Source organism: Sphingobacterium sp. Mn56C, from assembly GCF_049319645.1.
GTDB lineage: Bacteria > Bacteroidota > Bacteroidia > Sphingobacteriales > Sphingobacteriaceae > Sphingobacterium.
In genome coordinates, this window is the sequence record NZ_JBMOUC010000001.1 from 471,961 (window position 1) to 496,801 (window position 24,841).

The following is a 24,841-nucleotide window of genomic DNA, read 5'->3' on the forward strand; positions in this document are numbered from 1 at the left end:
AGTATTTTTAAAGTAGTGTACTAGTGCTGCAGTGGGGCAGATGTTGCAGGCACATTGTCAACCGTTTCATTAAATTTTGGCTTGCTTATTTTTTCCTGTAAATACTGGAAAATCACAAACAATATCGGAATAATAAACAAACCCAGAACTACCCCTGCCAGCATCCCACCGGCAGCAGAAATACTGATGGCATGGTTACCCTGTGCCGACGGCCCTACCGCGCCCATCATAGGAACCATCCCTACAATAAAAGCAAGCGATGTCATAATAATTGGCCTTAAGCGTAGTTTTGATGCCTCCAAGGCAGCCTCCGTAATCGACTGACCATTGCGGCGCCCCTGTAATGCAAATTCAATAATCAAGATTGCATTTTTCGCCAATAAACCGATAAGCATGACCAGTGCCACCTGCACGTAGATATTATTGGATATCCCGGTTAATCCAATGGCGGCATAAACCCCGAAAATTCCTGTAGGTATAGATAATATAACGGCAAACGGAATAATATAACTTTCATACTGTGCCGCCAATAAGAAATAAACAAACACCAAACATAAAATAAAAATCAATGTCGACTGTCCGCCAGATATCATCTCCTCCTTCGTCATCCCCGAAAATTCATAAGTATACCCCGTAGGCAGGTGCTGTGAAGCCACTTCCTCTACGGCACGAATTGCATCCCCGGTGCTGTATCCCGGTTTTGGAATCGCGTTGATACCAATGGAGTTAAATAAATTATAGCGCGAGGCTGTCTCCGGGCCATAAACGCGGTTTAACGTAACCAACGTCTTTATAGGCACCATATCGTTGTTTTTGTTTTTTACAAAAATGCCGTCCATGGCCGAGGGCTCACTACGATCTTTAAAGTCGGCCTGCACCATAACCCGGTAGTATTTACCAAATCTGTTGAAGTCAGAAGCCTGCGACGAGCCAAAATAAGCCTGCATGGTCTGCAATACATCACGGGTTTTTACACCCAGCTGCTCGGCCTTAATATCGTCTACCAGCAGCTCATACTGTGGGTAGTCGGCTCTAAAAGCCGTGAAGGCAACCATAATTTCAGGGCGCTGCATCAACTGACCGATAAAACCCTGCCCTACATCTGAGAATTTCCCTAAGGAGCCGCCTGTACGATCTTGAAGCACCATATCCAAACCATCCACATTACTGAAACCCGGTACAGTAGGGAAGGTAAAGACGAAGAAATTTGCCCCTTTAATATCGGCTAAACGCTGGTTAACATCCGCCATTATGGCGTTGATATCCTTTATTGCACCGCGCTCTTTATGCGGTTTTAGCAAGATAAAGGCCACCCCAGCTGAAGGGCTAGTCGATTGAGTCAGAATATTAAAACCCGATAGTACGTTTAGTGTTTTGGTAAAATCAGCATTCTGCAGCTGTGTTTCCGCTTCCTTTAAGGCAGCTGTAGTTCTATCCAAAGATGCCCCTGCAGGCATAGACAAGGAAATCGCGATAAAGCCCTGATCCTCCGAAGGAATAAATCCTGTAGGGGTGCGACGAATCATAAATATTGTCGCCAGGAGCAAGAGCGCTAAAGCCGACAAGCCCACCCATTTACGGCGCACCAAAAAACGAAGGCTGCCCACATAGTTGTTGGTAATTTTCTCGAAGCCCACATTGAAACCGGCAAAAAATTTCGCTTTAAAAGTTAACTTCTGTTCCGCTGCTGCATCGCCGTGATGTACAGGTTTTAGGAATAAAGCACATAAGGCCGGACTTAATGTCAAGGCATTTACCGCCGAGATTACGATGGCAATGGCCAATGTAAAGGCAAACTGTCGGTAAAACACACCCGTGGAGCCTTCCATAAACCCAATCGGCAAGAATACCGCCGACATCACGAGGGTAATAGAGATAATAGCGCCAGTAATCTCGCCCATGGCAGAGGTCGTCGCTAATTTGGGACTGAGGTTGCTATGTTCCATTTTGCTGTGCACGGCTTCGACGACAACAATCGCATCGTCGACCACAATACCGATAGCCAATACCAAGGCAAAAAGCGTTAATAAGTTTATGGAAAAACCAAATAGCTGCATAAAAAAGAAAGTGCCTACAATCGCTACCGGTACGGCAATAGCAGGGATCAAAGTCGATCTAAAATCCTGTAAGAAAATAAAAACCACCAGGAACACCAATATAAAAGCCTCAATTAAGGTATGCTTTACCTGGTCTATAGACTGATCTAAAGCATCTTTGGTATTGTAAAGAACCAAGTATTTTACCCCCTTAGGAAAGCTTAATGCCGCTTTCTCCATAAATTCATGTATAGCAATCTGAATTTCGTTGGCGTTGGATCCTGCAAGTTGCATAACACCAATATTTAAGCCCGCTTTACCATTGATTCGCGTATGGCTGGCATAAGTATAAGCCCCCAATTCCACGCGTGCCACATCTTTTAATCGCAATACCGAACCATCCGCATTAGAGCGGATAATAATATTTTCATAATCCGTAGGTTGGTTAAGCTTTCCTTTATATTTGATAACAAATTCAAAGGCCTCCTTGCTGTTTTCTCCAAACTTACCCGGAGCAGCCTCCACGTTTTTGTCTTGTATGGCTGCCATAACCTCGGCAGGGGTAAGTTTATACGCTGCCATCTGGTTAGGATTTAACCATACCCGCATGGAATAATCTTTACTACCACCAAAAGGAAGCGCCTGACCGACACCCTGAATACGTTTTAATTCTGGGATAATATTAATCTGCGCATAGTTGGCAATAAATGTTTGATCGTATTTGCTATCATCCTCTGTATACAGATCCAATACCATAATCAAACTGTTCTGCTGCTTGGCCGTTGTGATACCTGCCTGAACGACCTCTGTAGGGAGCTGACTGGTTGCCTGTGCCACACGGTTCTGTACGTTTACTGCGGCCTGATCAGGATCTGTACCCAATTTAAAGTATACGGTAATCATCAAAGAGCCATCGTTGCTGGCTGTGGAGCTCATGTAGCTCATATTTTCAACCCCATTTATAGACTCCTCCAGGGAAGGGGCAACGGCGCGCAATACAGTTTCGGCATTGGCACCAGGGTATAAAGCGGTAACTTGTACTGCCGGAGGGGCAATATCTGGGAATTGCTGCAAGGGCAGCTTTAATATCCCGAGGACACCTAAAATCACCAATAATATGGAGATTACGGTAGCCAGAACGGGGCGTTCTATTATTTTTTTAAGCATGACTGCGTTGTTACTATTACTAAACTGTTATTTTTAAATAAAATACCCTGTTTACAGGTCGTATAAAGCGATGTGTAAACGGCATATTATGCGCACTATTTTTCTGCTTGCGGGTTAATGACCTGACCGTCTTGTAAGCGATCGAAACCTTTTACTATAATACGGTCACCTTCGTGCAGCCCCGATTCTACCAGGTAGTTTTCACCACTTTTACCAATCACCTTAATTGCCTGTTGTACAGCTTTGTTTTCCTTGTTTACGGCATACACAAAAATTTTGTCTTGCACCTCCAGTGTTGCCGATTGTGGAACAAGCAGGGCCTTATTGTATTTTTTCTCCAGGCGTATCTTACCGGTATTACCATTGCGTAGCACGCCACCAGGATTTGGAAATGTAGCCCGTAAAGTTATGGCCCCTGTATTTTTATCAAACTGTCCGTCGACCATATCCACCATTCCAGCATGCTCGTAAACACTTTGATCCGATAACAGCAAGGATACTGCCGGCAGCTGTTTTAACTTTTGCTCCAGGTTGTTACCTGCAGCCTCGTTTTTGAAGGCAATAAAATCATTTTCGCCCAACGAAAAGTAGACATGTAACTGCTGTACATCCGATAAGCTGGTTAAGGGTTCAAGGTCTGCGGGGCCGACCAAACTACCTTGTTTTTTCAGCAAACGTCCGATATAACCATTTGATGTCGCCCGGATTTCGGTGTAACCGACATTAATTTTGGCCGCCTCAACAGCAGAAAGTGCCTGCTGAACACTCGCTTTAGCCATGTTACGGCTACTAATTGCCGTTTTAAGCTGAAAATCCGTTAACACTTTATTTTCTACCAGGCGTGTTTTTTTCTCCACCTCAAGCTCTGCATTTTCCAGCTCAGCACGTGCCGCTAGCAAGTTGGCTTTAGCTTGATTTAACTGTTCCTGAAAGGGGCGGTCGTTGATTTTAAATAACAATTGTCCCTTACTTACGCGTGCACCTTCGTCTACGTAAATGCGTTCCAAAGCTCCGCCAACCTGTGGTCGAATTTCAATATTCGAAGCGCCCTCTATAGCCGCAGGATACTCCTGGTATACCGACTCGTTGGCGCCAGAAATCGTTGTTACCGGTAATGCAGGTGCTGCTGGCGGAGCAGGCTGGCTTACTCCGGTAGTACAGCTATGTAAGAAAAGTAGTCCGATTACTGCACTAAATTTAACTGTATTCAGTAATTTAACACTGTTAAATACAGAAGGATAGAGCTTCCTAAGATTTGGGTATTTGTTCATGTGTATGTAATGTATTGTATTTGTTCGATTAAAAGAGGCCTAAGAAACCCAACAGCAAATCTGTTCGGTATCTACGTTTATATTTCCATTCATTTAACACTGTTAAATTATTTAATGTCGTTTCTATTGGGGTAAAAAAAAGATCGTAAGAATTATGCTTTTAGAGAGTGAATAATACCATAAATAGCATCCTTAAGAACAAGTTGATTGATGGTATCACCATTACCTTGATTTACTAAATTAATAGATATCAACCCATGCATTACCGACCAGAATGTGAAATACTTTCGACAGATTAAATCTGGGGAAGGGTACTGATCGGCCATTATTTCGGCGATTACATCTGCGATAAGGAGTCCGAAGCTATTGATAGAGTTTTCCTTCTTCTCGTTGTTACTGCCGCAACAAGGGGTACCCACACCAAACATAAGCTGATACAACTCGCGTTCTTCAAAGGCAAAATCCCAGTATGCTAACCACATGGCTTCCAATTGATTTTCCAGCGATTCATGTAAAGCCTGCGCTTCCTTTATACGCTTGGTCAATAAAATATGCCCCTGTCTGGAGAGTTCATTCAGTATAGCCTCTTTGTTGGCAAAATACTCATAGATCATTGGAGCTGTATATTCAATAATGTCCGCAATTTTACGCATGCTCAAAGCCTGCCAGCCCTCTTCTTTCACAATCTGAAGGGATGCTTCCAGAATATTTATTCTGTTTTCGTCTTTAAGTCGCTGTATACGTTCTTTGCTACCCATTATCTTATAGCAGTAAATGATTTAACAATGTTAGGCAAAAGTGAGAGTTTTATTTTTTTTAAATGACATATAATTGTCAGGAAATATAAAAGTTAATAAAATCAAGTTCCTACACACTGGCGGAAGCCATTGAGAAAGGCTCACGCACTATTCAAAACAAAATCATTCAGGTTTAAACAATGATACCTGGTACCTAGCCTACAAAAAAGTAAAAGCGAGGGTAGAATGAGGCTTTCCTGTAGGGCAGAGGAATACGTCTACGGATACAACAATCCGTTTAATCTTAAGTATTCTACTATAGAAAGTAATTTTTAGGGAAGAGTAACAAAAGCCTTAGCTCTTTAGGCCGCAATTCACCTTGGGGCGATGGCCAGCCTAAGGAATTATTTGCGCGGGCAGCGCTGCGGCGTTAGTATGTTAAAAAAACGCCCTCACAACCAGCATCAAAATACAGTTTTTAAAAAAAGTGGCAGTTATTTTGATGTCGGGAAGTTTGGGCGTAAGGCAAGTACCGATACCTGATTCCTATTGTTTACTATAATTACGGTATTCGGTAGTTGTTTGTACTGCAGCCTTTTGGCCTACGATACTAAGGGTCATATCTACATTTTCGCTGGTAATAAAGTAACGGTTTTCCGTTTCGTCCCACCTATACGTTACCACGACATGGAACTTCTCGGCCGTAAGACCTTTTATGCGTACAGATTTCTCATTCAGTACCTCCGACTTTTCGAGCTTTTTTGTCTTGAGGTTGATCGTCAGGTAGCTTCTGCAGTCTTTCATAAAAGCAGCATCTTTTGCAAGAGCACCCTCCGCGGCTTTAAAGCTAACGACAAGATAGTCGGCAGTCTCCTTTTCGACCCTAAAGCTACCATCGTCGGTCTGCATATCGGAAGTATTGGCGGGCTGTTTAACTTGTGTTTTTCTAAAGGTGCTAATTTCTCCTTTACTGGCAGGTTTCCCATCCACAGATACCACATCCCAGCGCTCATCGCTGGTTTTTGTGGGTGTAAATTTGGCGATGATAACCTTCTCTTTGTTACCCGCCAGCGTACGCTGCTTTATGTCGAAAGCATAGTCTTCGGTTTGTTGTAAACGTCCGGGGTTTAATATACCCGCATCGATATTGTAATTTGAAAAGGCATGCATTACTGCGGATTTCTGTGCCATAACGCTGGATACGTATAGCGTAAGCACAGCCAGGATAAGGATAACTTCTTTACGGAATTTCTGTTGTGTTGTTTTTGTTGTTTTCATTGTTTATGCGTATTACTTAATGTTTTATGCGGTACAATTGTGGGTGTTTTTTACTGCTGCAAATGTAGAGGGCATACTTACGCGAATTCTTATTTTTTTGGTGAACTACCTTTTTTGGGACTTGAATTTACGGTTATGCCCAGTGAACTATTGTTAACGTGTTCTCAGGTTTGTCTGTTAACCTGTTGCCAGCAGATAGGGTTTGTTTGTTTGTTTGTTTGTTTGTTTGATATTATAGCGCTGCATTTGCAGGCTTGGTATTATCATATAGGAACGCTTTCCTGCAATAGAGTCGACAAGCATCTAGTTTTTGTTTATCGTTTGCATGATGGAATAGGAGTATTCCTTAGTATGTATTGGTTTTAATGGAGGAAGGGGGGGATATATGAGGGTTGGGACATCGATGGTGTGGCCGTGATACCATTGGGTAACCTCTGTTGGTAATTCTTTACTTCCATATACCGTAAATTTTCGATGTTGTAATTTCCTTTGAGATTGATATATGTCTTAAATCGTTGTTGTTTTGCACTGGATGCTCTTTTTTTTAAAAAAGAAGATGAAATTATTTTCTTTGCTTTACAGTGACTTAGCCCTTTTTTAATAAAAAATGTTTGGAATATTTTGCACTTCTAAACCTTTTTTCTACCTTTGCATCACTCCAAACAAGGAGACATAATTCGAAAAAAAGAATTAGGATTCCGTAGCTCAGCTGGTAGAGCAATACACTTTTAATGTATGGGTCCTGGGTTCGAATCCCAGCGGGATCACTTCTTGGGACAAGTCTAAAAACGATAGACTTGTCCCATTTTTTTTACCCTGTAATTCACTGTTATTCTGATAGATAAGAGCGATGGCAGAATTTAGTCTCGGAGTTCGATGTCGTGTTCCGTCAAATTCCAAAAAATCAGGGAACATCGAACTCACTATAAGCCTTTTTTCCTCAATATCACCGTTTTCATAACGTCTATCAATGTTTGCGACCTTTTTTAAGGTGGAGGCTACTAAGTCTTTAATCTCTGTTCCCACTACTGCCAAGTCGTTTAATCTTCTTTCCAAAACCTCAATCTTACCTTTGGTCAATTTCTTTACTTCTTGGAAATCGTCATCTGCCATCTCTCCATCGGCATTCTTTAAAAGTGCATTTTGATAGCGTTTGTTCAATGCGTCAATCTCACTTATGATATTTGTCCTTTCCGTGTTTTGGGCTTTAGTTTTGTTGTTGAAGTCTTTTATAAAGGCTTCGATAAAAACATCGACCATACCCTCTTTTGGTGACATATACCGTAGTTGTTTTAAGAAAGCCTCATTAGCAGTCTCCGCTTTGAACCGTGTACCGCAGGCTGAACTACAATGATAGTAGTAATAGTAGTTGCCCATCTTTCCCTTTGAGGCACTTCCAGTCAGCATACGCTCGCATTTAGGGCATTTAATAAACCCTCTAAGCGGTAGATTGTCCATAGCCACGATTTTAGGCTTTACAATCCTCTTTCTCCCATCGAGAATATCCTGTACATCGGCAAACGTCTTTTCACTGATTAATGGCTCATGCTGTCCTTTGACAAAATATCCCTTTTCTTCTTTGTAGGGAGGAATGAATATTTTGCCACAGTACAAGGGGTTTCGGACGGCTACCCAAAAGTTATTTTTGCTGAACCGACCTTTTCCATCGGCTTTCTCCCGAACCATTTTCCATATCTGTTCGGTATTGAAGTTATTGGAAACGATTTGTTCAAACGCCCATTTTAAAAGCGGTGCTTCAAAATCATGGGGTGCAATGAATTTCTTTTTGCCCTCTGTTATCTTATTGACATATCCCAAAGGAGCAGTACCCATATACCGCCCTTCTTTTTTTGCCCTGCGCATTCCGTGAAAAACATTTAAGGCACGTCTGTCGTTCTCAACTTCCGGTGAAGCGAGATAGAACGCAAGCATGATTTTGTTTTCGGGAATGGTAAGGTCTAAAGGTTGTTCTATTGCCATAGGCTCAACACCGTATGTCCGTAACTGGTTAATCATTTGATAGGCATCCCCTGCGTTTCTACTGAACCTATCCCATTTAGTGAATAGGACTATTGACCCCGATTTGTTGTTCTTTGTCTTGCGTAGGTTGGATAAATAATTCTGCCACTCTGGACGTTTGAAAGATTTCGCCGAGTGGTCTTCTATGTACACATCCCTTATCTGAATGCCTTTTATCTCACAATATTTTCTTAATCGGTCTTCTTGGTCACGTTGCGAATATCCCTTGTCCGCTTGCTCGTCTGTCGATACACGTATGTATAAATCTGCCTTTCTCATCACAACAGTTTTCCTTGTTCATTGGGTTAAAGTTTTCCTTTTAGATACTGGTTAACTGCAATGTCAGCTATCTTCTTGACAAACTCCAAGATGGTTTTTGCTTCCTCTAAATCGACCTCTGTTCCTTTCTTTTTCAAGATTTGTACAACTCTTTCGGGTGTTAAATCGTTCGCTTTTTCTTTTTCCATCTTCAACTGATTTTTGCCTGTTAACCACACGGATTAATCCGCACAGACAAACTTATTGCACTGATGGAGTGGATATTGGATTGTGTCTTTGGGTTGAATTACTTGGCATAGTCTGCCTGTTTAGAACCATTTCGGCAATGCTATCCTCATTACTTCCATGTTTGGTTATGCCTAAAAAGCGAGTATGCCTGTTGTTCACGTTTCATGGAGCAAAGGTTGGACGTGTTCTTAACGGAGGCAAAAGGTCATGCAAGTTTGAAAAAAAATCTCCACCCGTTGGGTAGTATTTGTTTTCCAAAACCTTGTGCATCCTAAACACTAACCTACACTGCTCCCGAAACGAAACACAGCATACTCCGGCTCTTTACACGAATAAAAAAAATGTCAGGCATGAGGAATATAAGCATTGGAAATGGTATTGAAACAAAACAACAGCACCACCTCTCATTGCCGAATAAATCAAAAAAATTAAATCAAAACAGTAAAGAAATGGCACATCAAATAAACACATCGGAAGCAAGGGTATATGTTGGCACATACGCAAAATATAATGACGGTTCAATCTTCGGGGAATGGCTAACGCTATCCGACTATGCGGACAAAGACGAATTTTACGATGCTTGCGGGGAGTTGCACAATGACGAGGAAGACCCCGAATTTATGTTTCAAGATTACGAAAACATCCCAAACGGCTTAATCGGCGAGTGTTGGTTTAGCGATAGCATATTTGAGGTTTTGGAGGCTTTGGAAGATATGGACGAAACCCGAAAAGAGGCATTTCTAATATGGTGCGACAACGGACACCGCAAGCTATCCGAGGGCGATATTGACGACCTAATAAGCGACTTTGACGGTGACTATATAGGGGAATACAAGGACGATGAAGATTTTGCTTATGAACAGGTAGAGCAAATGGACTTGCCCGAATTTGCAAAAACGTACTTCGATTATGAGGCTTATGCTCGTGACCTGTTTAGCGGTGACTATTGGAGCGATGGCGGTCATGTATTCTACAATTCATAGATTTTAGGGAACGGTGCACCGTTCCCATTTTTGTTAAAATTCGGTCGGGCAAAAAGACAGATCCTCCCCAGGTTGGAACAGTCTTTTTGCGAAAAGCGGAACAACCCCTTTGTAAAATGACTCCGCCTCATCGTTCCTTAAACCTGCATTTTCCAAATAGGCTGTATTCGGATTAGACTACTTTCTTTCGTGAGTTGAGACGAAAAGGAAAGTAGCAAAGAGACCTAAGATTGTAGTGGATTTACTTTTATCTTATTTGCTTATAATGAAAGGTTTATTGTTTAACTTTGTTAATATAGACGAATAAACACGACTACACACAGTTATTAAAGAGTGAACAAATAATGAAAAAATACATTTACTATCCAAATTTTGAACCCCCTGAAAATGAATGGTTAAAATTCTCAATTTTATATTTAGATAAGTTCGAAAGTATTATACCATATAACCGACAACATTTGATTAGTAATGACTATCGTAAGCTTCAAAATGAGACGGATTTGGTAGACTTTTTCTCTCCAGAATACTATCAAGGTGAACAAGCTTCATTAAAAGCCATTTCCGAAGCCGAAAGAATTATAAAGAAAACTTACGAATCAAGCTTCCTTTTTAACAGAGTTAATATTTTCAGAGATTGGAAAAATCCAAACACTTGGGACTATCAAATTTATGGAGAAAAATTTTCAAATTCTTGGGTCGAATTTTGTGAAAGCGAGAAGATTGGACGAAGAAATGCCGATGGCATTAAGTTACCAAGAAGTCTTGCTTTCTTATATATGACACATCTCGCAAAAGCAATTGCATTTGAAAGAAATGGTAGTATTATTACAGACAATTTAGAGTACGATAAATACACAAGTTATGCCCAAATAAAGTCAACGAATACTAATATCCGTGATAAGTTTATTCGTGGAATAATTAAACTGCAAATTCCTAAAAATATTGGCGACATACCATTTGACAAGTTGATAGAATTTAGAAATAGAAACAGAGATTTAATTGGGAGTTTTAACTCCCAGATAGACATACTTGAAAATTCAATTGGAAACGGAATTTCGGAACAGCAATTTATAGACAACTACAATTATACATTCAATGAAATCTTAAGAGAAATCATAAGACTTGGCGTCGATATCGCTACCATACCTCTTGCATTTTATACTTTAGCTCATAGTTCAGAAGCTTTAAATCAGGAATACATAAAAGAAGTTTTTGGCAGTTTAAGTATTATTGGTGGAGGGTATTATGGTATCCGCAAATCACTTTATGATAAACGTGATGAAAGAATGTGCAAAAAATATTTAGCAAGACTCCATCATTTAAAATAAGATAAATATCAAGTGTTAAGCATTCATCCAACCACTATTGACCGCCCCGTCAATGGCTTTTTTTATATCCTCGCCTATCAGCACATATTTTGAGAAGCCAAGCTCCGCAAGTTCTCTAATAATTTTTTCATCATCCATATCACTATGTGCAACTAGCTTCAATATAGGGTGTTGACTTCTTAATTCCCGTATTTGCTTCATTATGTCTTTATCCGAAAAATCGAGGTCGATGATGCAAATATTGGGTAGCGTTGTTAACGAAGATAGCAGATTGTTCCCGTCCGCGACGTTATCAGAGCGAAAGACAACATCTACCCCCGAAGCAACGAGGTCATCATGTATGAAATCCATCACGGGACTTTTATCATTGATAAATGCAGTGGTAATTCGACTTATGTTCTTAGTCTCCATATTGACGTAGTTTTTCATTTTGTATGGAGTTCCTGCATTAAAAAAAAGCGCAGGCAACTACACTTACCGATACTGGGGCACTGGTATGCCTGACAACGAATAAGCGAGCACCCACGCCTATGGCGTGAGCATTCCTACTTATCGTCTCGTTGTCTTAAAAATTACCAGTTTTCAGTATCGAGACTTAAAGTAACAACACTTTAAGATTTTTATATTTTCAGATACAAATATAGTGAAGCCAAAAAGATTCAACAAACGTAATATGCATAATTTGCAGTGTGACTCTCATTAGAAAGTTTTGATTTTACCATTTTCCAACCAATTCGGAATTTCAAAGCTCTTCGCTTTGGGATGTTGATGGAATATATTTCTTAGATTTCTAAACACTGAATAAGCATCACTTATAATTTGTTTTTGTTTATCAGTAAACTTCAAATCATATTGGTTTTCACTAATTCTATGAGCCGGATTTTGTCTTTCTCTTCGTATTTTCTTTAACGGTTTAAAAAGTTCACTGATTGAACCGTCTCCCTCTACGTTAAAAACTGAAGTTAGCCATTCTTCGAAAATTTGTAGTGTACCTTTAGACTGCTTTTCTACCAAACCATTTCCTAATTCTTTGTATTCAAATAGTTCAACCTTCCCCTCGAAAAAATCTTTATTGATGTTTTCTGAAATCATTTTATCAAGTAGCAATATGAAATCATTATAATTTTTCAAAGTTGGTGTAAAGAAAAACGTGAATTCCTTTGGTCTATTCTCTTCTTCAAATGTTTTTCTAAATAGAGCCTTGGAAAAAATCAATTCAGTTAGGTCGTTTATGCATTTTTGTTCTCCAATGAAGCCAGAAAAAATAGAATAAGAAGATGACCAGTTGCCTTGAATTGTATTCTGATGATATTCTTCAAGCATTTTACAGTGACCTGATTTCTCTCTGCTTTTCCAATAGATTTGATGCTCGGTGGTTAAATCCTTTAGGTATCTTAAGTAAACTACTGCCAACCTGTTTCCATTATCATCGAAACCTAATCCAAATGTTTTTAGAAAGATGTCGTCCTCATCCCTTACAATTGGCTTTTCATTTTCATCATATCTGCAAGAAATACGTCCAGAATAATCTTCAAACTTGAAATCAAACCGAGGGTCATTAGAATACCTATCCAATACTTCTATTTCAAAAAAAATTGGTTTTAAATGAGGTTCTCCGAGTGCAAGCTGTTGCGTATAACAAGCGTTACCAAATTCAGCTAATGTTCTATTCTTGCTAAGGAAAATTTTACTTGGATAGAGACAAATGGGGAATTCTGTATTCTCAGATGAAATTTTGAAATCACCAAATGAATGAATAACCTCTTTAATTTTTTTTGCTTCTTCCAAAATAGTTAACTGGCTCTCAATTGGATAATGCTGAAAACCTATAATATGAGGATTAGTGCTTGACTGAATTGAAACGATATCTTCAATAACAAGTTCTTTTATTAAGTCTATTGAGGCTTCATATTCTATATTAAGCTTTTGGGAAATATTCCGTAGTGGAATTCCGTTGAAGTCCGAAGAATTCACGAAAAAATCGTAGACAATAGTTTGAATTTTATTTTTCAATTTATAAGTATTTATTATTAAGCTTACCCACTTATTAGGAATTTATAAGAATGTTGATGCTTCACGATTTAGGCATTTCCATATTTTGGGATGCTTTTTCTTTTTCCTTTTTCTGCCTTGAATAACTCCACAGGAAAAGCACACCGAATATAATCAAAGCATAAGCTATCCATTTTCCTAAACGTTCAGAAGTTTTTATAATGACCGATTTCTCATAAGATGAAAAATCCTCTGCTCCGGTCGGGCTACGCCTGTAAAACTTCCTGCGGTTAATCCAGTAACGCAGACCTAATCCCAAAACCAATGCTATTATGCCTAAAACCAGTGATGCACCCATAACGACAGCTATTATAATTCAACACTTTGAATTTACGAAAAAGCAATAAATAACAGACTTAAAAATGAAAAAATCCCGCCACATCGGGCAGGATTTTTCTGTCTTTAATCACGGCTGTTAAACTGGAAACTTATTTGCTTTTCGTTCCCGAAGTTGTCCGAAATCCAAATATCAAACGCCTGTGATACGGTGGATTGCGAGGTGTAATACAGCCTAAATTGTGTCTGTGGCAACAAATACAGGTCATTGGGCATATACGGCGGTTCGCTGTAATAGCGTAATGTACCCTGTCCGTCAAACTGGAAATAGCGGATAAAGTATTTCGCATCGTTAAAGTTGCCCGACCGTTGAACGGTAATCCGTATTTCAACGGTCTGCCCGTTCGCTACCTCTTTGGGTACAGGCATTACCTGTACCTCAAAAGGGTAATTCTGCCTGATGTTGAGGTCGTCTTTTTCACAGGAGGTCAGCACCACCGCGCAGACCAACATCGCTAAGAGCATGAGCATTGCCTGTATATGAAGTCCGTATTTTCTGATTAATGTTTTCATCGTAAATCAATTTTAAAAGTTAAACCTTAGTCCAATCCCTGCCGATGGACGGAACTGTTTCAAATCCGTACCCCATAATACTTTTGTACGCCCTTGCAGGAGCAGGACGAAGCGGTCGGACAGGTACGTTTCGAGCGTAAGCCGTCCGCCAGTGCCGTAAACAAAATTGTCTTTGTCGAGGATGGTCGAGCCGTCCGGTAGCATGGCTTCGCTCCGGTTAATGGTTTCGTAACCTGCCACAGCGGTAAGCCCTGCATTTAGTGTAACGGTCTTTCTTGCATCGCCCAATAGCTGAAGACTGTAACCCACCTCGCCCATATAGGTTTCGAGCGGTATCTGTACATCCCTGTAACCGGAAAGCTGATGGGCATATTCCGCACCCCATATCCAGTAACTGCCGTTCTTTCCGTTCACGGTCAATGTCAAATTCAGATAGTAATTGTCGCTTATTTCTTTGGACAGCATACCTGCGTTTATCTCCAATCCCTTTTGTTTGGGGAGCATACGCTGTGCCTGTACTGCCGTCATACTTAACATGGCAAGCACCACGGCAAAAATGTATCTCATCATTGTTCGTTCTTTTTGGGTTAATTAATCTTTAGGTGCATATCGCTTATCAGCTTAGCGTGTACGAGGTCAGAATTTTCCACCTGCAACAACTGTTGTCTGCCCCCGTTCTTTTCAAAAATTTCGATAATCAAAACCTTGTCATCCGTGATGGTAAACTGGTCAAGCAGGAACACGTTTTGGTCAGTCGTATTGCCCGTAATTTCACCGAGCGTTTTGTACATACGCAACGGGTTCATTGCCTTTTCCTGCACCACGGTACGCTTGGCGACTTTCTTGTCCACGACCTTGAAATTCACAAAGTCAATGTTGAACGGCACATTGCTTTTGTTGCGCAGTTCCGTATGGAAATAGAATTTTCCGTTGTGAACATAAATACCTTTCAGCAGGAATTGTATGCCGTAGCTTTTCGACCCGATATGCTTCACAATCCGTTTGTTCTTTTTGTAAATCGTCTCCATGAGCAACCCTGCCAGTGACGGCGAATTGCCCCCCAATTCCTCAAACAGCACATCGTTGCCGTTTTCCCTGTCCGATGCCTTTTGCATCGTCAGCAAATCATAATTCAGTGCCAGCGGATAAGGACTGTAAAAGACGTTGAAATTGTAAAACCGACCATCGTCCGTGATGACCGAAAAATTGGTTTCCTCGTCAAAATCCCTTACGCTTGCCTTTATACGGAGTACGTTTTCCGCATCTTCGGCTTTGCCTGCGATAAGGTACTCACTGCCCAAATCCACGTAGCGGATAGCGGACGGGAATATGAGATGCGAAGTCTTGCTGTACGTCACCTGCATTTCGTAAGGCTCAACCTTGCCCATGCTCAATTTTGTTGTACTGGATGCCACTTGCTGTGCATTCGCCCCTGTAATAAAGACGGTCAAACAGACCAGTGCCATGAGGCTTTTAAATATTGCTTTCATTTTCTTTTTGATTTTAGTGTTGAACATTAGTTTTTTGAAACGAGGAAAATCTGATGACCGGCTTTGACGGTTACTTTCGGTGTCCGCACTTTCTTGGAGAAGTACCCCGATACGCCCTGCACCACGCCACGGGAAAGGTCGCCTGCCATCTGTTGCCCTGCCGAGCGTGTCATCATAATGGAAGTGCCGGAGGTTTGGCTCATGTTGGAGGCTATCTCACTAAGGGCGTTCATTTCGGGAGAATATGGTACATATAACCCTTGCTGTCCGTCCACATCGTACACGGTTATATCGACCGGAATAATGTTGCCCTCAAATTCGATGGATGTTACCTTTAACTGTAACCTGCCACTTTGAAACTTGGCATTTGCCGTCAGTACCGTTCCTGCCGGAATGGAGCGGACAGGCGTTTTTGCCGTTTCCAACAGGCGCAACCGCACACCGCTTTCACCTGTCACGACCTGTGTTTCCTGTACTACCGCCTTGATACTATTTTTCGGCTGTATGACCTGTTCCGAAACGCCTGCCGTATAAAAGCCACGGTTTCGGCTTTCGTTCCAGTTTGCCAAAAAAGCACTGTCGGTCGGTTCACGGTATAATGCGGAAACCGCATTTTTCCTTACAGGGGTGAACGCCACAAAATGTTCCTTTTGTGGGGCACTCTTTGCCGAAGCTGTTTTGTCCGCATTACCTGTCTGTGTTGGAGTTGAGGGCAGATAACGGGAAGCCATTTCGTATGACTTTTCCATCAAAGCCAGTTGGTCATCCACGGTCGTTACAGGAGGTACGTCCTTTTCTGCCAGTTGTTCTTTCAGTTCCCCAACCTGCCTGCGGAGTTCCTGCGTTTCGTAATCGCTGTTATCGTAGAATGAGGTCAGCGTATTTTGTACATTGCGGTAACTGTTAAGGGCAGGGTTGCTGTTCCTGCGTGTACCACCGCCGTAAACGTAACCGTCTTCGTAGCCCTCATCCGGTTGCTCCGCTTCCGGATCGGCGGTACTGTCCTCGCTCCAATAGTCGGACAGTGACAGGAGCGCATTGCGCTTTTCCTGCATTTTTTGGTCGAGCATTTCCTGTTCATAAGCCTTTTGCTTATCGGATTGAAGCCCTGCATCGCTCGCCTGCGGTACGGCATCGTTCAGACCAATATCCTCAACCGTTTTCTTATCGGAGGACGGTTTGAAGATGAGGTACATACAGCCGAAGAACACCACGCCCATAAGGACAAAAATGATAGGCTTCTTTAGCTTTTCGGCTTTGTTCTGCGCACCGTCCTGCGGTGCATCCATTCCGTTTTTGGGGTCGTCATCTTCGACCAAAAAACTTACCCTTTTGTTTTCACTGTCTTTCATGATTTTTACCTTTTAAAATTGTTTTAATACTGTCCTGCGGAGAAACCGAGGAATTGTTTTGCCTAATAGGGTTTTCGATATGCTCTATTGTTAGGGTATTATCGGGCTTTGCTACATCGTAGCAGACTTTTAACAGTACGATAATGGACAACAGTGCATAGCCCGAAAAGAGCAGTAGCGTATAGCGGTGCTGTTTTTTAACAGGCATCGTCCGCCACTGCCCATCGAGCTTGTCAAACCAATTATTGATTGTTGTTCTTAGATTTTTCATGCCCTAATTGTTATTCCGTTCCACTGCATCGTTGACCATAGCGATTGCCTCTTTTGCTTTGGGAGCGGTCACGACCGACAGGTCGGTCAGTTCCGATTGTTTCAACACTTGCCCGTAACGGTCTTTTTTTGCAATCTCCATTCTGCCCAAAAAGAATTTGCCGTTTAGGTACTTCACCCACATAAGGCATTCTATTCTATGCTGGGCAGGGCTTCGCCCGCCCAGCATAGAATGCACGATAGCAACAACTCCTTTTTAGCTAAACCTTTGGGACAGTTAGCAAGATATTCGCTGATGCTTGCTTTCAGTTTTCCGGCATACGCACCCTGCGTATGGAAATAGCCGTCATATCCTTTTGCGGTAAGGATTTTGGCGAACGTGTTCAAATCTGATATTGCTTCCATAATCTTGATTTTAGCGGTCTATGACTTCAACATCTCTGTTTTCCAACACGGCAAATTTTTCGATATTGAAACCTTGCGGATTGTTGTCAGACTTGACCGAGTTTAACAATAGGCATGAAGTGACCAAATTCCGTCTGGTCACATTGCTTGGACGGATGATAAACTGTTTGGCATACGTCCGTACTGCATAGGGATAGGTATCGAAGTTGCAGACCACGCTGTCCACTTCGATGCGCTGTTGCACATTGCCCGAAATGATACGGTTGTAATAGCCTTTTTCCGAAAGGTCTTTGTAGTAATCGAATGCCGATTTGTCGGCAAGATTAAAAGCCCTTTTCATGTTGCTTTCAATAGCGTTCTTATCCGGTGCGAGCGTAAAGAACAGTTCATGGAAACGCTTAACGTGTTCCCTTGCCTCAACAGGTCTGTTGATACTTGCATCCTGTGACAGTGCCAACATCAAGGATTTGCCTTTGTCCAATACATATATTTTTTGGCGTTGTGCTTCCGCAAACTCATAGGCTTTCCATACGCTAAAGCCTACCACACCAATACAGAGTACCGCAAATACGATGGCATACAGCCGTATTTGCCTAAAGCTGTTTTCTATGTTTCTTAGTGTTTTAAATTCCATTGCTTTTTGATTTTTATTTGTTCATTAACCTGCCACCGATATTGCCTGCCACAGCACCCGTTCCGGCTCCGGCGATGTTTCCTGTTTTCGATGCCGTCTGATTGACGTTGCGCATGAAGTTTCCTGCGCCTCCGGCTTGGATAACCCAACCTGCCACCGTTGGAACGGTGAAGTACCCCACGATGCCAATTATCATGAAGATGACATACACCGTGTTGGAGGTGTCGGGGATATAGGTCGGGTCGGCAAGCATATCAATATCCCGTTCGATGATGAGGGATTGAATTTTTGCAAGCATGGAGCTGAACATATCGGCGATGGGCAACCACAGGTACACGCTGATATATCGGGTCAGCCATTGCGTAAGTGTGGATTGAAAACCATCCCATACACTTATCGCAAAGGCTATCGGCCCGAGTATGGACAGCACGATAAGGAAGAAAGTACGTATCGTATCTATGACCAGTGCCGATGCTTGGAAAAGGACTTCCAGTAACTCCCGAAACCAGTCACGGATGCTTTTCTTTAAATCGTACATTCCACGCTCCATATACATACCGGATATGGCAACCAAATCGGACGGCGACCATCCCAATTCGTCCAGCTTCTTATCAAATTCCGCATCGCTTACGAGGTAAGCGGTTTCGGGATTGCGGAGCATCGCCTCCCTTTCCAACAGGTCTTTTTGTTGCTGTAACTTGTTTAGGTCAAGCACTTGGTTTTCGAGCATGGCGTTTGTGCCTTTTACTACCGGACTTAACACCGCATTGATAGTTCCCAGTACGATGGTCGGGAAGAACATAATGCAAAGGCCGATGGCGAACGGTCGCAAAAGCGGAAACACGTCTATCGGTTCTGCACGGCTCAATGCCTGCCACACTTTCAGTGCTACGTAGAACAGTGCGCCCAATCCGGCGATGCCCTTAGCCACTGTCGCCATATCGGCGGACAGTGGGAGCATCTCATCATAAAGCGAGCGCAGGAGTTCGTGAAGATTGTTCCATTCCATAGCTTACCAGTATTTTTGTTCAGCAGTGCCGTACAGTTCAAGCACCCTCTTGGTGTTGTTCTGTTTTTTAGCCCTCAAAATGCTCACGGAGATATTCTTGTTGGTGAAATAGCGGACAAGGCTGTGATAGTCCTTGACCTCTTTGTAAACCCTGTCGATGATGTCCATACGTTCCTTGTCATTTAAGGAAAGTCCGGTAGAGCTTACAATCTGTTTCAGTTCTTTGAGCAGTTCGGTACTCTCGTTCAATAGCGTGGAATACCCGTTGGCGATTGCCGTCAGTTCCTGCGGACTGAAATTCGGGTCGTTCATCATTTTGCCGAAATTGTTTACGTACATTTCGGACACATCACCCACTAGCAAAACCGTCTGTTGCACCTTACGCGCATCTTTTACCAAGTTGTTTACGGCTTTCAGTTTGTCGTAGTATTCCTTGCCCTGTTCATACACTTTTTTTACTTCGTTAAAGTTTTTTACCACGTTTGATACTGTGGATGAAGTCTGTATGATTTCATTTGCACTGTTGATAATACCCGATGCAAGGTTTGCAGGGTCTGTAACAACAAATTGTGCCTTAGCGGACGGTACAACGGCAAGCATAAATGCCGTACACACCAGTAACATTGCTATTTTCATTGTCTCTAATTTTTAAATGATTAATAACTATTTGTTTTCTCACGCCTTTGCCCAGCAATGCGCTTTATCGCCAGTTCCACATTGCCGTCCAGTTCGGAAGCCAGTTGCATGACTTCCATTTTTTCGGTTTCCTCCGTGGTGTAGGCTAAGTATTCTTCGAGCGATACCTCTGTGGCATACACGGCGGAATGCGTACCGCCAAGCCCAATCCACACCTCTTTGTAAAGCCTTGACGGGTCGTTGTTCATGTTAATGGAAAGGATTTGGGATTTTTCCTTTTCCGTCAGTCCGAGCATCGCTTGGATGTCATCGAATTTGTTCATGTACTTGCGTTGGTCTAAGAGGATTTTACAGTCGGAATTGTTGATGATACTTTCCTTGACCACGGGTGACTGGATAATGTCGTCCACCTCCTGCGTGACCACGATGGCTTCACCAAAAAATTTGCGGACGGTCTTAAAAAGGTACTTGATGTACTCCGCCATTCCCTCCTTTGCGATGGCTTTCCACGCTTCCTCAATCAGTATCAGTTTACGCACACCTTTGAGCCTGCGCATCTTATTGATGAAGACTTCCATAATGATGATGGTCACTATGGGAAAGAGGATTTTGTGGTCTTTAATCGCATCAATTTCAAACACGATAAAGCGTTTGGAAAGCAGGTCGAGTTGCTTGTCTGAATTGAGCAAGTAATCGTACTCACCCCCACGATAGTAAGGCTCTAATACATTTAGAAAACCTGCAACGTCAAAGTCTTTTTCCCTTACCTGTTTTTCTTCCAGTATCTTTTTGTAGTCACCTTTTACGTACTCGTAAAACCCATTGAAAGAGGGATATTCATCGCTTTGCTTGATACGGTCGATATAACCGCTCACGGCGTTTGACAAGGCCACTTCCTCCGAACGGGTCGGCGGTTCGTCATCACGCTTCCATAAAGTCAGTATCAAAGTCTTGATACTTTCCCTTTTCTCGATGTCGAAAATGCCGTCATCCGTATAAAATGGATTGAATGCTATCGGGTTGTCTTCCGTGTAGGTAAAGTAAACACCATCCTCGCCTTTGGTCTTGCCCTTGATCAGTTCGCACAGTCCCTGATAGGAATTTCCGGTGTCCACGAGCAGGACGTGTGCGCCCTGTTCGTAGTATTGCCGTACCATGTGATTGGTGAAAAAGGATTTTCCCGAACCTGACGGACCAAGTATGAACTTGTTGCGGTTCGTGATAATCCCTTTTTTCATGGGCAGGTCGGAAATGTCCAAATGGATAGGATTGCCCGTGAGCCTGTCCGCCATCTTGATACCGAAAGGCGATGGCGAGCTTTGGTAATTGGTTTCCTCGGTGAAAAAGCACAGTGCAGGTTCGATGAACGTATAGAAACTTTCCTCTGCCGGAAAGTCACCTGCATTGCCTGCCATGCCTGCCCAATACAGCGTGGCAACATCCACCGTGTTATGCCTCGGTCTGCATTCCATCAAAGCAAGCGCACTGCCCGTATCGTTCTTTAGCTGTTTGAGTTCGTTCGGGTCATCCGACCACGCCATCACATTGAAGTGCGCACGGATGGAGGGAAGCCCGAAGCTGTGCGCTTCGTTCAGATACCTTTCAATCCACTCTTTGTTTATCTGATTGGCACGGCTGTACCTTGCCAGTGAGTGCATATTCCGTGCGGATTTTTCAAACTTGCGCAGGTTCTCATCGCTGTTATCCAAAAACAGGTATTGGTTATAGATATGGTTACAGCTAAGGAGCAAGCCGACCGGAGAGGCAAAGGACAATAGGCAATCGCTCCTGTCCGTGGACAGCTTTTCATACCTCGTATTTGCCGATACTGTGTTGGGCAAATCGTCCGTATCGGATAGCGTGTGCAGGCACAGCCTTTTGTTGCCGATACGCACGTCCTCACTGCCCAAAGCTATATCCTGCATGGGCGTTCCGGCTTCCCTTGACAGGGTGAGGTACTGTTCGAGCAGACCCTGTTTTTCGTCCGTTCCGATGATGTCATCCTCGGTCAGGCGTTCCAGTTTTACAAAACCGCTATCATTGATAATCCGCTCAAACTGTGCCACCGTCTCCATGAACTTTCTGACGGTTTCTTTATCCCTAATTTCTTTCGGGATTAGTACGCCTTTGCAGAGCGAACTAAAGTTGCTCTGCATCCGCATCCGTTCTTTGCTCGTCTTGGTCAAAAAGAGATAGCAGTAATGGTTCAGAAAAGGACGTTCATTGAAATGTTGCTGATAGGATTTCGCAAGAAAACTCTGGTCTTCCTGTGAAAGATCCGGCGCATAACTTTCCTTGATGTACCAGTCCTGTTTGTGGACAATGGTATAGTCCGGTAGGGTCTTGATCGCCTTGTGCCATGCCGAATGGATGGCATCATATTCAGGTGGTGCTACCGTGAACAGTTCCGGCAGGTGTACTCGAAAGCAAGCCGTGATGTCCGCATCCTTTGAAATGATGCAATTGTGTTCCATCGCCAGTAATGGAAACTTGCTCTCCAACGTTGTGGCTTTTGCTGTATTTCTCATAGGGTGTTGGGTTTAGCGGTGCATTTCAGATAGCGGTGTACGGCTCTGCGACAGATGATGTATTTCGGATGCCTTTTCTTTGCCCCGACTTTCATCAATCCATGTTCGCCGTATTTGCCGTTCAGTGCGAATGTCTGCCACACGATGAGCGATGCGCCGCCTGCCCCGATGAAGAGGCACACATAGGAGTTTACACCTGCCATATACATGACCATCACGAGGATAAGCACAGCGAGCAAGCCTCCGGCGAAGATGAACAGGTACTGTGCTTTCAGCCCTTTGAACTCGACCGTTCTACCGATACCTTTATTGATATTGTAATTGCTCATAGGTTTTCGGATTAAAGGAAGAATGAACGGAGAATGGTCGCCGCTACGATCAGGAAGATACAAGCCCCAAACCACGACGCCGCAGTCTTGCTTGTATCGGGGTCACCGCTACTGAATTTGTTGTACACCTTTACGCCACCGATTAACCCGACCACAGCCCCAATCGCATAAATTAATTGGGTCGCAGGGTCAAAATAGGATGTCACCATCTGCGTGGCTTCGGTGATACCTGCCGAGCCGTTGCCCTGTGCGAACACACCGAATGCCGACAGGAGCGCAACGCCTGTCAGCAACACTTTTTTGCTTTGTTTTTCCATGATTTAACTGAATTAAACTGTTACTAATTCCCGCTCTTTGCGGGCTTTCGCAACAAAAGTCTTATGGAAATCGAAGCGTTATGGTAAAGTGGAAATCAGTGGAATTAATTGGCAGGGAATGACGTTTCTCGTTTGAAAAAATATAAAAGAAGAAAAGTTTAAAGAGAACGTTTTTGAAAATTAAATATCTAAAAGGTTCTTTTTAACACAACTCTGAAATTAACGAGGGTTAAAGGGATTCACATTGTTTTTTTCTGTATTTTAGCTACTGAAGATAAAAAACGCTTTACAAGCATTAAAAAGGTAGATTACTTATGTATTTATGAGAAAAAATACAACGGCTTTTCAATAGGCATAATTATTTACAAAGCTTACTAGTAGTTATCGACAAACTTATAATAAACTTAGATATCAATAAATATGAGCGATACTTTTAGCAACGATTCTACAAAAAAACAAATAGGGTTTGAATATCAAAAGTTAGTTGCATTAGAATATTGCCTAAACGCTAAAAATGGAGAGTATGTTTACATAGAGTGTTATGGAGATGTTCAATATGGAAGTGAATCTGTTGAAGTTAAACATCATGAGGGTGAATCGAATCTTACTAGTAATTCTGTTGATGTTTGGAAAACATTAAAGAATCTTGTTATTGAATGTGACAAATTAAAAGCTAATGACAGGTTTATTCTTCATACTACCCAAAAAATCCATAATGATAGTATTTTTCACGGTTGGAATCAGCTCACAAAAAATGCAAAGTATAGAAAACTCAATAATCATCCTATTTCAGCTACTTCTAAACCATTTAAAGAGGAGGTTTTCAATACCAAAAATATATCTAAATCAGAGTTGTTAGGGATTTTAGAAAAATTTGTTATTAATAGTGATGAACCTACAGTAGATCAAAAATTTGCTCAACTAAAAGAGCACTCTGTTTTTAAATTAATACCCGATAATTTAAGAGAGGCCGCTATTGGTGTGCTTATTCAAAGTTTGGTTACAAAGGCTATTGATAATTCGAATAAATGGGAGATTAATATTACTGATTTCAATTCAGATTTGCAATTTAGTTTGTCAAAATTCACCAAAGATTATACTCCCTTTCCATTGATTAAGGAGCCAAGAAGAGAAGATGCAAACTTGACGAAAGGCTACAAATTCATTGAAAAATTGAATGCAATATCCATAAAGAAAAACGATTTGCATCAAGCATTTCAAGATTACGTTAGGTCAGAGGAGGCTTATGAGGAAATTCTAAAAATAAACCCTACATTAAAAAACAATATTGTAATCTATTACGTTCTCCCTATGCTTTACAATGATACAATCAAGAACAAACTTGTAAGAAGCACATCAAAAAGTACATTTAACACACTTTTAAATGCAGAAGTCAAAATAGAATTAGTTGTTATCGAAAACTTGTTAGCTAATTATAAGAAGAAAACAAAAGAGGCTTTGATTACTTTGTCAAATATCCATAATATAGAAATTTCTGACTACTTAATTCTAAAGGATGAATTGAAAAGCACGTATACAGAAGAAAAAAACAACATACTTAAAGAGTATTATAAAGCGGCCTTTAATTTAGGGTCAATTTTATCAAAAGAAGATTATAAGACAATTTTTTTTAACCTATAGATT

The 24,841-nt window shown here is 41.9% G+C and carries 22 protein-coding genes, 1 tRNA gene and 2 pseudogenes; 4 read left to right on the top strand and 21 right to left on the bottom strand.

The features are described from left to right. Positions 1-20 precede the first annotated feature (20 nt). The 4 genes from ACL9RF_RS02125 to ACL9RF_RS02140 form a co-directional block, all read right to left on the bottom strand. The gene (locus ACL9RF_RS02125; protein WP_422798948.1) at positions 21-3,203 is read right to left on the bottom strand and encodes an efflux RND transporter permease subunit; all 3,183 of its coding nucleotides are present in this window, start codon (positions 3,201-3,203) and stop codon (positions 21-23) included. A 95-nt stretch (positions 3,204-3,298) separates the two neighbouring features. Beyond that, positions 3,299-4,474, bottom strand: a complete 1,176-nt coding sequence (locus ACL9RF_RS02130; RefSeq protein WP_422798949.1) for an efflux RND transporter periplasmic adaptor subunit — start codon at positions 4,472-4,474, stop codon at positions 3,299-3,301. Between the two features lie 152 nt (positions 4,475-4,626). Then, positions 4,627-5,232 carry a TetR/AcrR family transcriptional regulator gene (locus ACL9RF_RS02135; protein WP_422798950.1) on the bottom strand — a complete coding sequence of 202 codons (606 nt, stop codon included), beginning with the start codon at positions 5,230-5,232 and terminating at the stop codon, positions 4,627-4,629. A gap of 525 nt (positions 5,233-5,757) precedes the next feature. Beyond that, positions 5,758-6,489 (bottom strand): hypothetical protein, encoded by a 732-nt coding sequence (locus ACL9RF_RS02140; protein ID WP_422798951.1) that lies wholly within the window; start codon positions 6,487-6,489, stop codon positions 5,758-5,760. Between the two features lie 694 nt (positions 6,490-7,183). On the opposite strand from ACL9RF_RS02140, the gene ACL9RF_RS02145 reads away from it, so the two are divergent. Beyond that, positions 7,184-7,256, top strand: a tRNA-Lys gene (locus ACL9RF_RS02145). Between the two features lie 526 nt (positions 7,257-7,782). On the opposite strand, the pseudogene ACL9RF_RS02150 reads toward ACL9RF_RS02145, so the two are convergent. Continuing rightward, positions 7,783-8,787: pseudogene (locus tag ACL9RF_RS02150) on the bottom strand (recombinase family protein); the annotation flags it as partial. Between the two features lie 26 nt (positions 8,788-8,813). Continuing rightward, on the bottom strand, positions 8,814-8,975 hold the full coding sequence (locus tag ACL9RF_RS02155; RefSeq protein WP_422798952.1) for a hypothetical protein: 162 nt from the start codon (positions 8,973-8,975) through the stop codon (positions 8,814-8,816). Positions 8,976-9,365: 390 nt separating this feature from the next. Between ACL9RF_RS02155 and ACL9RF_RS02160 the strand changes: the two genes are divergently transcribed. Continuing rightward, positions 9,366-9,998 carry an antirestriction protein ArdA gene (locus ACL9RF_RS02160; protein ID WP_422798953.1) on the top strand — a complete coding sequence of 211 codons (633 nt, stop codon included), beginning with the start codon at positions 9,366-9,368 and terminating at the stop codon, positions 9,996-9,998. Between the two features lie 344 nt (positions 9,999-10,342). After that, a complete protein-coding gene (locus ACL9RF_RS02165; RefSeq protein WP_422798954.1) occupies positions 10,343-11,326 on the top strand; it encodes a hypothetical protein in 984 nt (327 codons plus the stop codon). 15 nt (positions 11,327-11,341) lie between these two features. On the opposite strand, the gene ACL9RF_RS02170 is transcribed toward ACL9RF_RS02165, so the two are convergent. From ACL9RF_RS02170 to ACL9RF_RS02240, 15 genes and pseudogenes are all read right to left on the bottom strand, one after another. After that, a complete protein-coding gene (locus ACL9RF_RS02170) occupies positions 11,342-11,737 on the bottom strand; it encodes a DNA-binding response regulator (protein ID WP_422798955.1) in 396 nt (131 codons plus the stop codon). Between the two features lie 288 nt (positions 11,738-12,025). Further along, on the bottom strand, positions 12,026-13,339 hold the full coding sequence (locus ACL9RF_RS02175; protein WP_422798956.1) for a hypothetical protein: 1,314 nt from the start codon (positions 13,337-13,339) through the stop codon (positions 12,026-12,028). Positions 13,340-13,400: 61 nt separating this feature from the next. Then, on the bottom strand, positions 13,401-13,676 hold the full coding sequence (locus tag ACL9RF_RS02180) for a molybdenum ABC transporter permease (protein WP_422798957.1): 276 nt from the start codon (positions 13,674-13,676) through the stop codon (positions 13,401-13,403). A gap of 104 nt (positions 13,677-13,780) precedes the next feature. After that, the gene (locus ACL9RF_RS02185) at positions 13,781-14,185 is read right to left on the bottom strand and encodes a DUF3872 domain-containing protein (protein WP_422799978.1); all 405 of its coding nucleotides are present in this window, start codon (positions 14,183-14,185) and stop codon (positions 13,781-13,783) included. Between the two features lie 54 nt (positions 14,186-14,239). Then, entirely contained in the window at positions 14,240-14,797 is a 558-nt protein-coding gene (locus tag ACL9RF_RS02190; protein WP_422798958.1) for a conjugal transfer protein TraO, read from the bottom strand. A gap of 17 nt (positions 14,798-14,814) precedes the next feature. After that, complete coding sequence (traN, locus tag ACL9RF_RS02195; protein ID WP_422798959.1) at positions 14,815-15,717, bottom strand: conjugative transposon protein TraN; 903 nt, start codon at positions 15,715-15,717, stop codon at positions 14,815-14,817. Between the two features lie 26 nt (positions 15,718-15,743). Continuing rightward, the gene (traM, locus tag ACL9RF_RS02200; protein ID WP_422798960.1) at positions 15,744-17,069 is read right to left on the bottom strand and encodes a conjugative transposon protein TraM; all 1,326 of its coding nucleotides are present in this window, start codon (positions 17,067-17,069) and stop codon (positions 15,744-15,746) included. Continuing rightward, positions 17,056-17,340 (bottom strand): nitrogen regulatory IIA protein, encoded by a 285-nt coding sequence (locus ACL9RF_RS02205; RefSeq protein ID WP_422798961.1) that lies wholly within the window; start codon positions 17,338-17,340, stop codon positions 17,056-17,058. The genes traM and ACL9RF_RS02205 overlap by 14 nt, the downstream gene beginning before the upstream one ends. Before the next feature lie 3 nt (positions 17,341-17,343). Then, positions 17,344-17,744, bottom strand: a pseudogene (locus ACL9RF_RS02210) (hypothetical protein). Between the two features lie 10 nt (positions 17,745-17,754). Continuing rightward, positions 17,755-18,378 carry a conjugative transposon protein TraK gene (traK, locus tag ACL9RF_RS02215; protein WP_379663464.1) on the bottom strand — a complete coding sequence of 208 codons (624 nt, stop codon included), beginning with the start codon at positions 18,376-18,378 and terminating at the stop codon, positions 17,755-17,757. A 13-nt stretch (positions 18,379-18,391) separates the two neighbouring features. Next, entirely contained in the window at positions 18,392-19,387 is a 996-nt protein-coding gene (traJ, locus tag ACL9RF_RS02220) for a conjugative transposon protein TraJ (protein WP_422798962.1), read from the bottom strand. A gap of 3 nt (positions 19,388-19,390) precedes the next feature. Then, complete coding sequence (locus ACL9RF_RS02225; protein ID WP_422798963.1) at positions 19,391-20,023, bottom strand: DUF4141 domain-containing protein; 633 nt, start codon at positions 20,021-20,023, stop codon at positions 19,391-19,393. 20 nt (positions 20,024-20,043) lie between these two features. Then, complete coding sequence (locus tag ACL9RF_RS02230) at positions 20,044-22,551, bottom strand: TraG family conjugative transposon ATPase (protein WP_422798964.1); 2,508 nt, start codon at positions 22,549-22,551, stop codon at positions 20,044-20,046. After that, the gene (locus tag ACL9RF_RS02235) at positions 22,548-22,880 is read right to left on the bottom strand and encodes a DUF4133 domain-containing protein (RefSeq protein ID WP_422798965.1); all 333 of its coding nucleotides are present in this window, start codon (positions 22,878-22,880) and stop codon (positions 22,548-22,550) included. Before ACL9RF_RS02235 ends, ACL9RF_RS02230 begins: the two co-directional genes overlap by 4 nt. Positions 22,881-22,891: 11 nt before the next feature. Further along, the gene (locus ACL9RF_RS02240) at positions 22,892-23,197 is read right to left on the bottom strand and encodes a DUF4134 domain-containing protein (RefSeq protein WP_249991162.1); all 306 of its coding nucleotides are present in this window, start codon (positions 23,195-23,197) and stop codon (positions 22,892-22,894) included. 420 nt (positions 23,198-23,617) lie between these two features. Here ACL9RF_RS02240 and ACL9RF_RS02245 point away from each other — a divergent pair, with 420 nt between their 5' ends. Then, the gene (locus tag ACL9RF_RS02245) at positions 23,618-24,838 is read left to right on the top strand and encodes a three component ABC system middle component (RefSeq protein WP_422798966.1); all 1,221 of its coding nucleotides are present in this window, start codon (positions 23,618-23,620) and stop codon (positions 24,836-24,838) included. Positions 24,839-24,841 lie beyond the last annotated feature (3 nt).

Bases quoted from the DNA above. Each gene is read 5' to 3' on its own strand.
- ACL9RF_RS02160 (WP_422798953.1), top strand. From the start codon at position 9,366: ATGAGGAATATAAGCATTGGAAATGGTATTGAAACAAAACAACAGCAC.
- ACL9RF_RS02135 (WP_422798950.1), bottom strand. From the start codon at position 5,232: ATGGGTAGCAAAGAACGTATACAGCGACTTAAAGACGAAAACAGAATA.
- ACL9RF_RS02245 (WP_422798966.1), top strand. From the start codon at position 23,618: ATGAGCGATACTTTTAGCAACGATTCTACAAAAAAACAAATAGGGTTT.
- ACL9RF_RS02125 (WP_422798948.1), bottom strand. From the start codon at position 3,203: ATGCTTAAAAAAATAATAGAACGCCCCGTTCTGGCTACCGTAATCTCC.
- ACL9RF_RS02130 (WP_422798949.1), bottom strand. From the start codon at position 4,474: ATGAACAAATACCCAAATCTTAGGAAGCTCTATCCTTCTGTATTTAAC.
- ACL9RF_RS02155 (WP_422798952.1), bottom strand. From the start codon at position 8,975: ATGGAAAAAGAAAAAGCGAACGATTTAACACCCGAAAGAGTTGTACAA.
- ACL9RF_RS02170 (WP_422798955.1), bottom strand. From the start codon at position 11,737: ATGGAGACTAAGAACATAAGTCGAATTACCACTGCATTTATCAATGAT.
- ACL9RF_RS02225 (WP_422798963.1), bottom strand. From the start codon at position 20,023: ATGAAAATAGCAATGTTACTGGTGTGTACGGCATTTATGCTTGCCGTT.
- traM (WP_422798960.1), bottom strand. From the start codon at position 17,069: ATGAAAGACAGTGAAAACAAAAGGGTAAGTTTTTTGGTCGAAGATGAC.
- ACL9RF_RS02190 (WP_422798958.1), bottom strand. From the start codon at position 14,797: ATGATGAGATACATTTTTGCCGTGGTGCTTGCCATGTTAAGTATGACG.
- traK (WP_379663464.1), bottom strand. From the start codon at position 18,378: ATGGAATTTAAAACACTAAGAAACATAGAAAACAGCTTTAGGCAAATA.
- traN (WP_422798959.1), bottom strand. From the start codon at position 15,717: ATGAAAGCAATATTTAAAAGCCTCATGGCACTGGTCTGTTTGACCGTC.
- ACL9RF_RS02165 (WP_422798954.1), top strand. From the start codon at position 10,343: ATGAAAAAATACATTTACTATCCAAATTTTGAACCCCCTGAAAATGAA.
- ACL9RF_RS02230 (WP_422798964.1), bottom strand. From the start codon at position 22,551: ATGAGAAATACAGCAAAAGCCACAACGTTGGAGAGCAAGTTTCCATTA.
- ACL9RF_RS02240 (WP_249991162.1), bottom strand. From the start codon at position 23,197: ATGGAAAAACAAAGCAAAAAAGTGTTGCTGACAGGCGTTGCGCTCCTG.
- ACL9RF_RS02180 (WP_422798957.1), bottom strand. From the start codon at position 13,676: ATGGGTGCATCACTGGTTTTAGGCATAATAGCATTGGTTTTGGGATTA.
- ACL9RF_RS02140 (WP_422798951.1), bottom strand. From the start codon at position 6,489: ATGAAAACAACAAAAACAACACAACAGAAATTCCGTAAAGAAGTTATC.
- ACL9RF_RS02205 (WP_422798961.1), bottom strand. From the start codon at position 17,340: ATGAAAAATCTAAGAACAACAATCAATAATTGGTTTGACAAGCTCGAT.
- traJ (WP_422798962.1), bottom strand. From the start codon at position 19,387: ATGGAATGGAACAATCTTCACGAACTCCTGCGCTCGCTTTATGATGAG.
- ACL9RF_RS02185 (WP_422799978.1), bottom strand. From the start codon at position 14,185: ATGCTCATGCTCTTAGCGATGTTGGTCTGCGCGGTGGTGCTGACCTCC.
- ACL9RF_RS02235 (WP_422798965.1), bottom strand. From the start codon at position 22,880: ATGAGCAATTACAATATCAATAAAGGTATCGGTAGAACGGTCGAGTTC.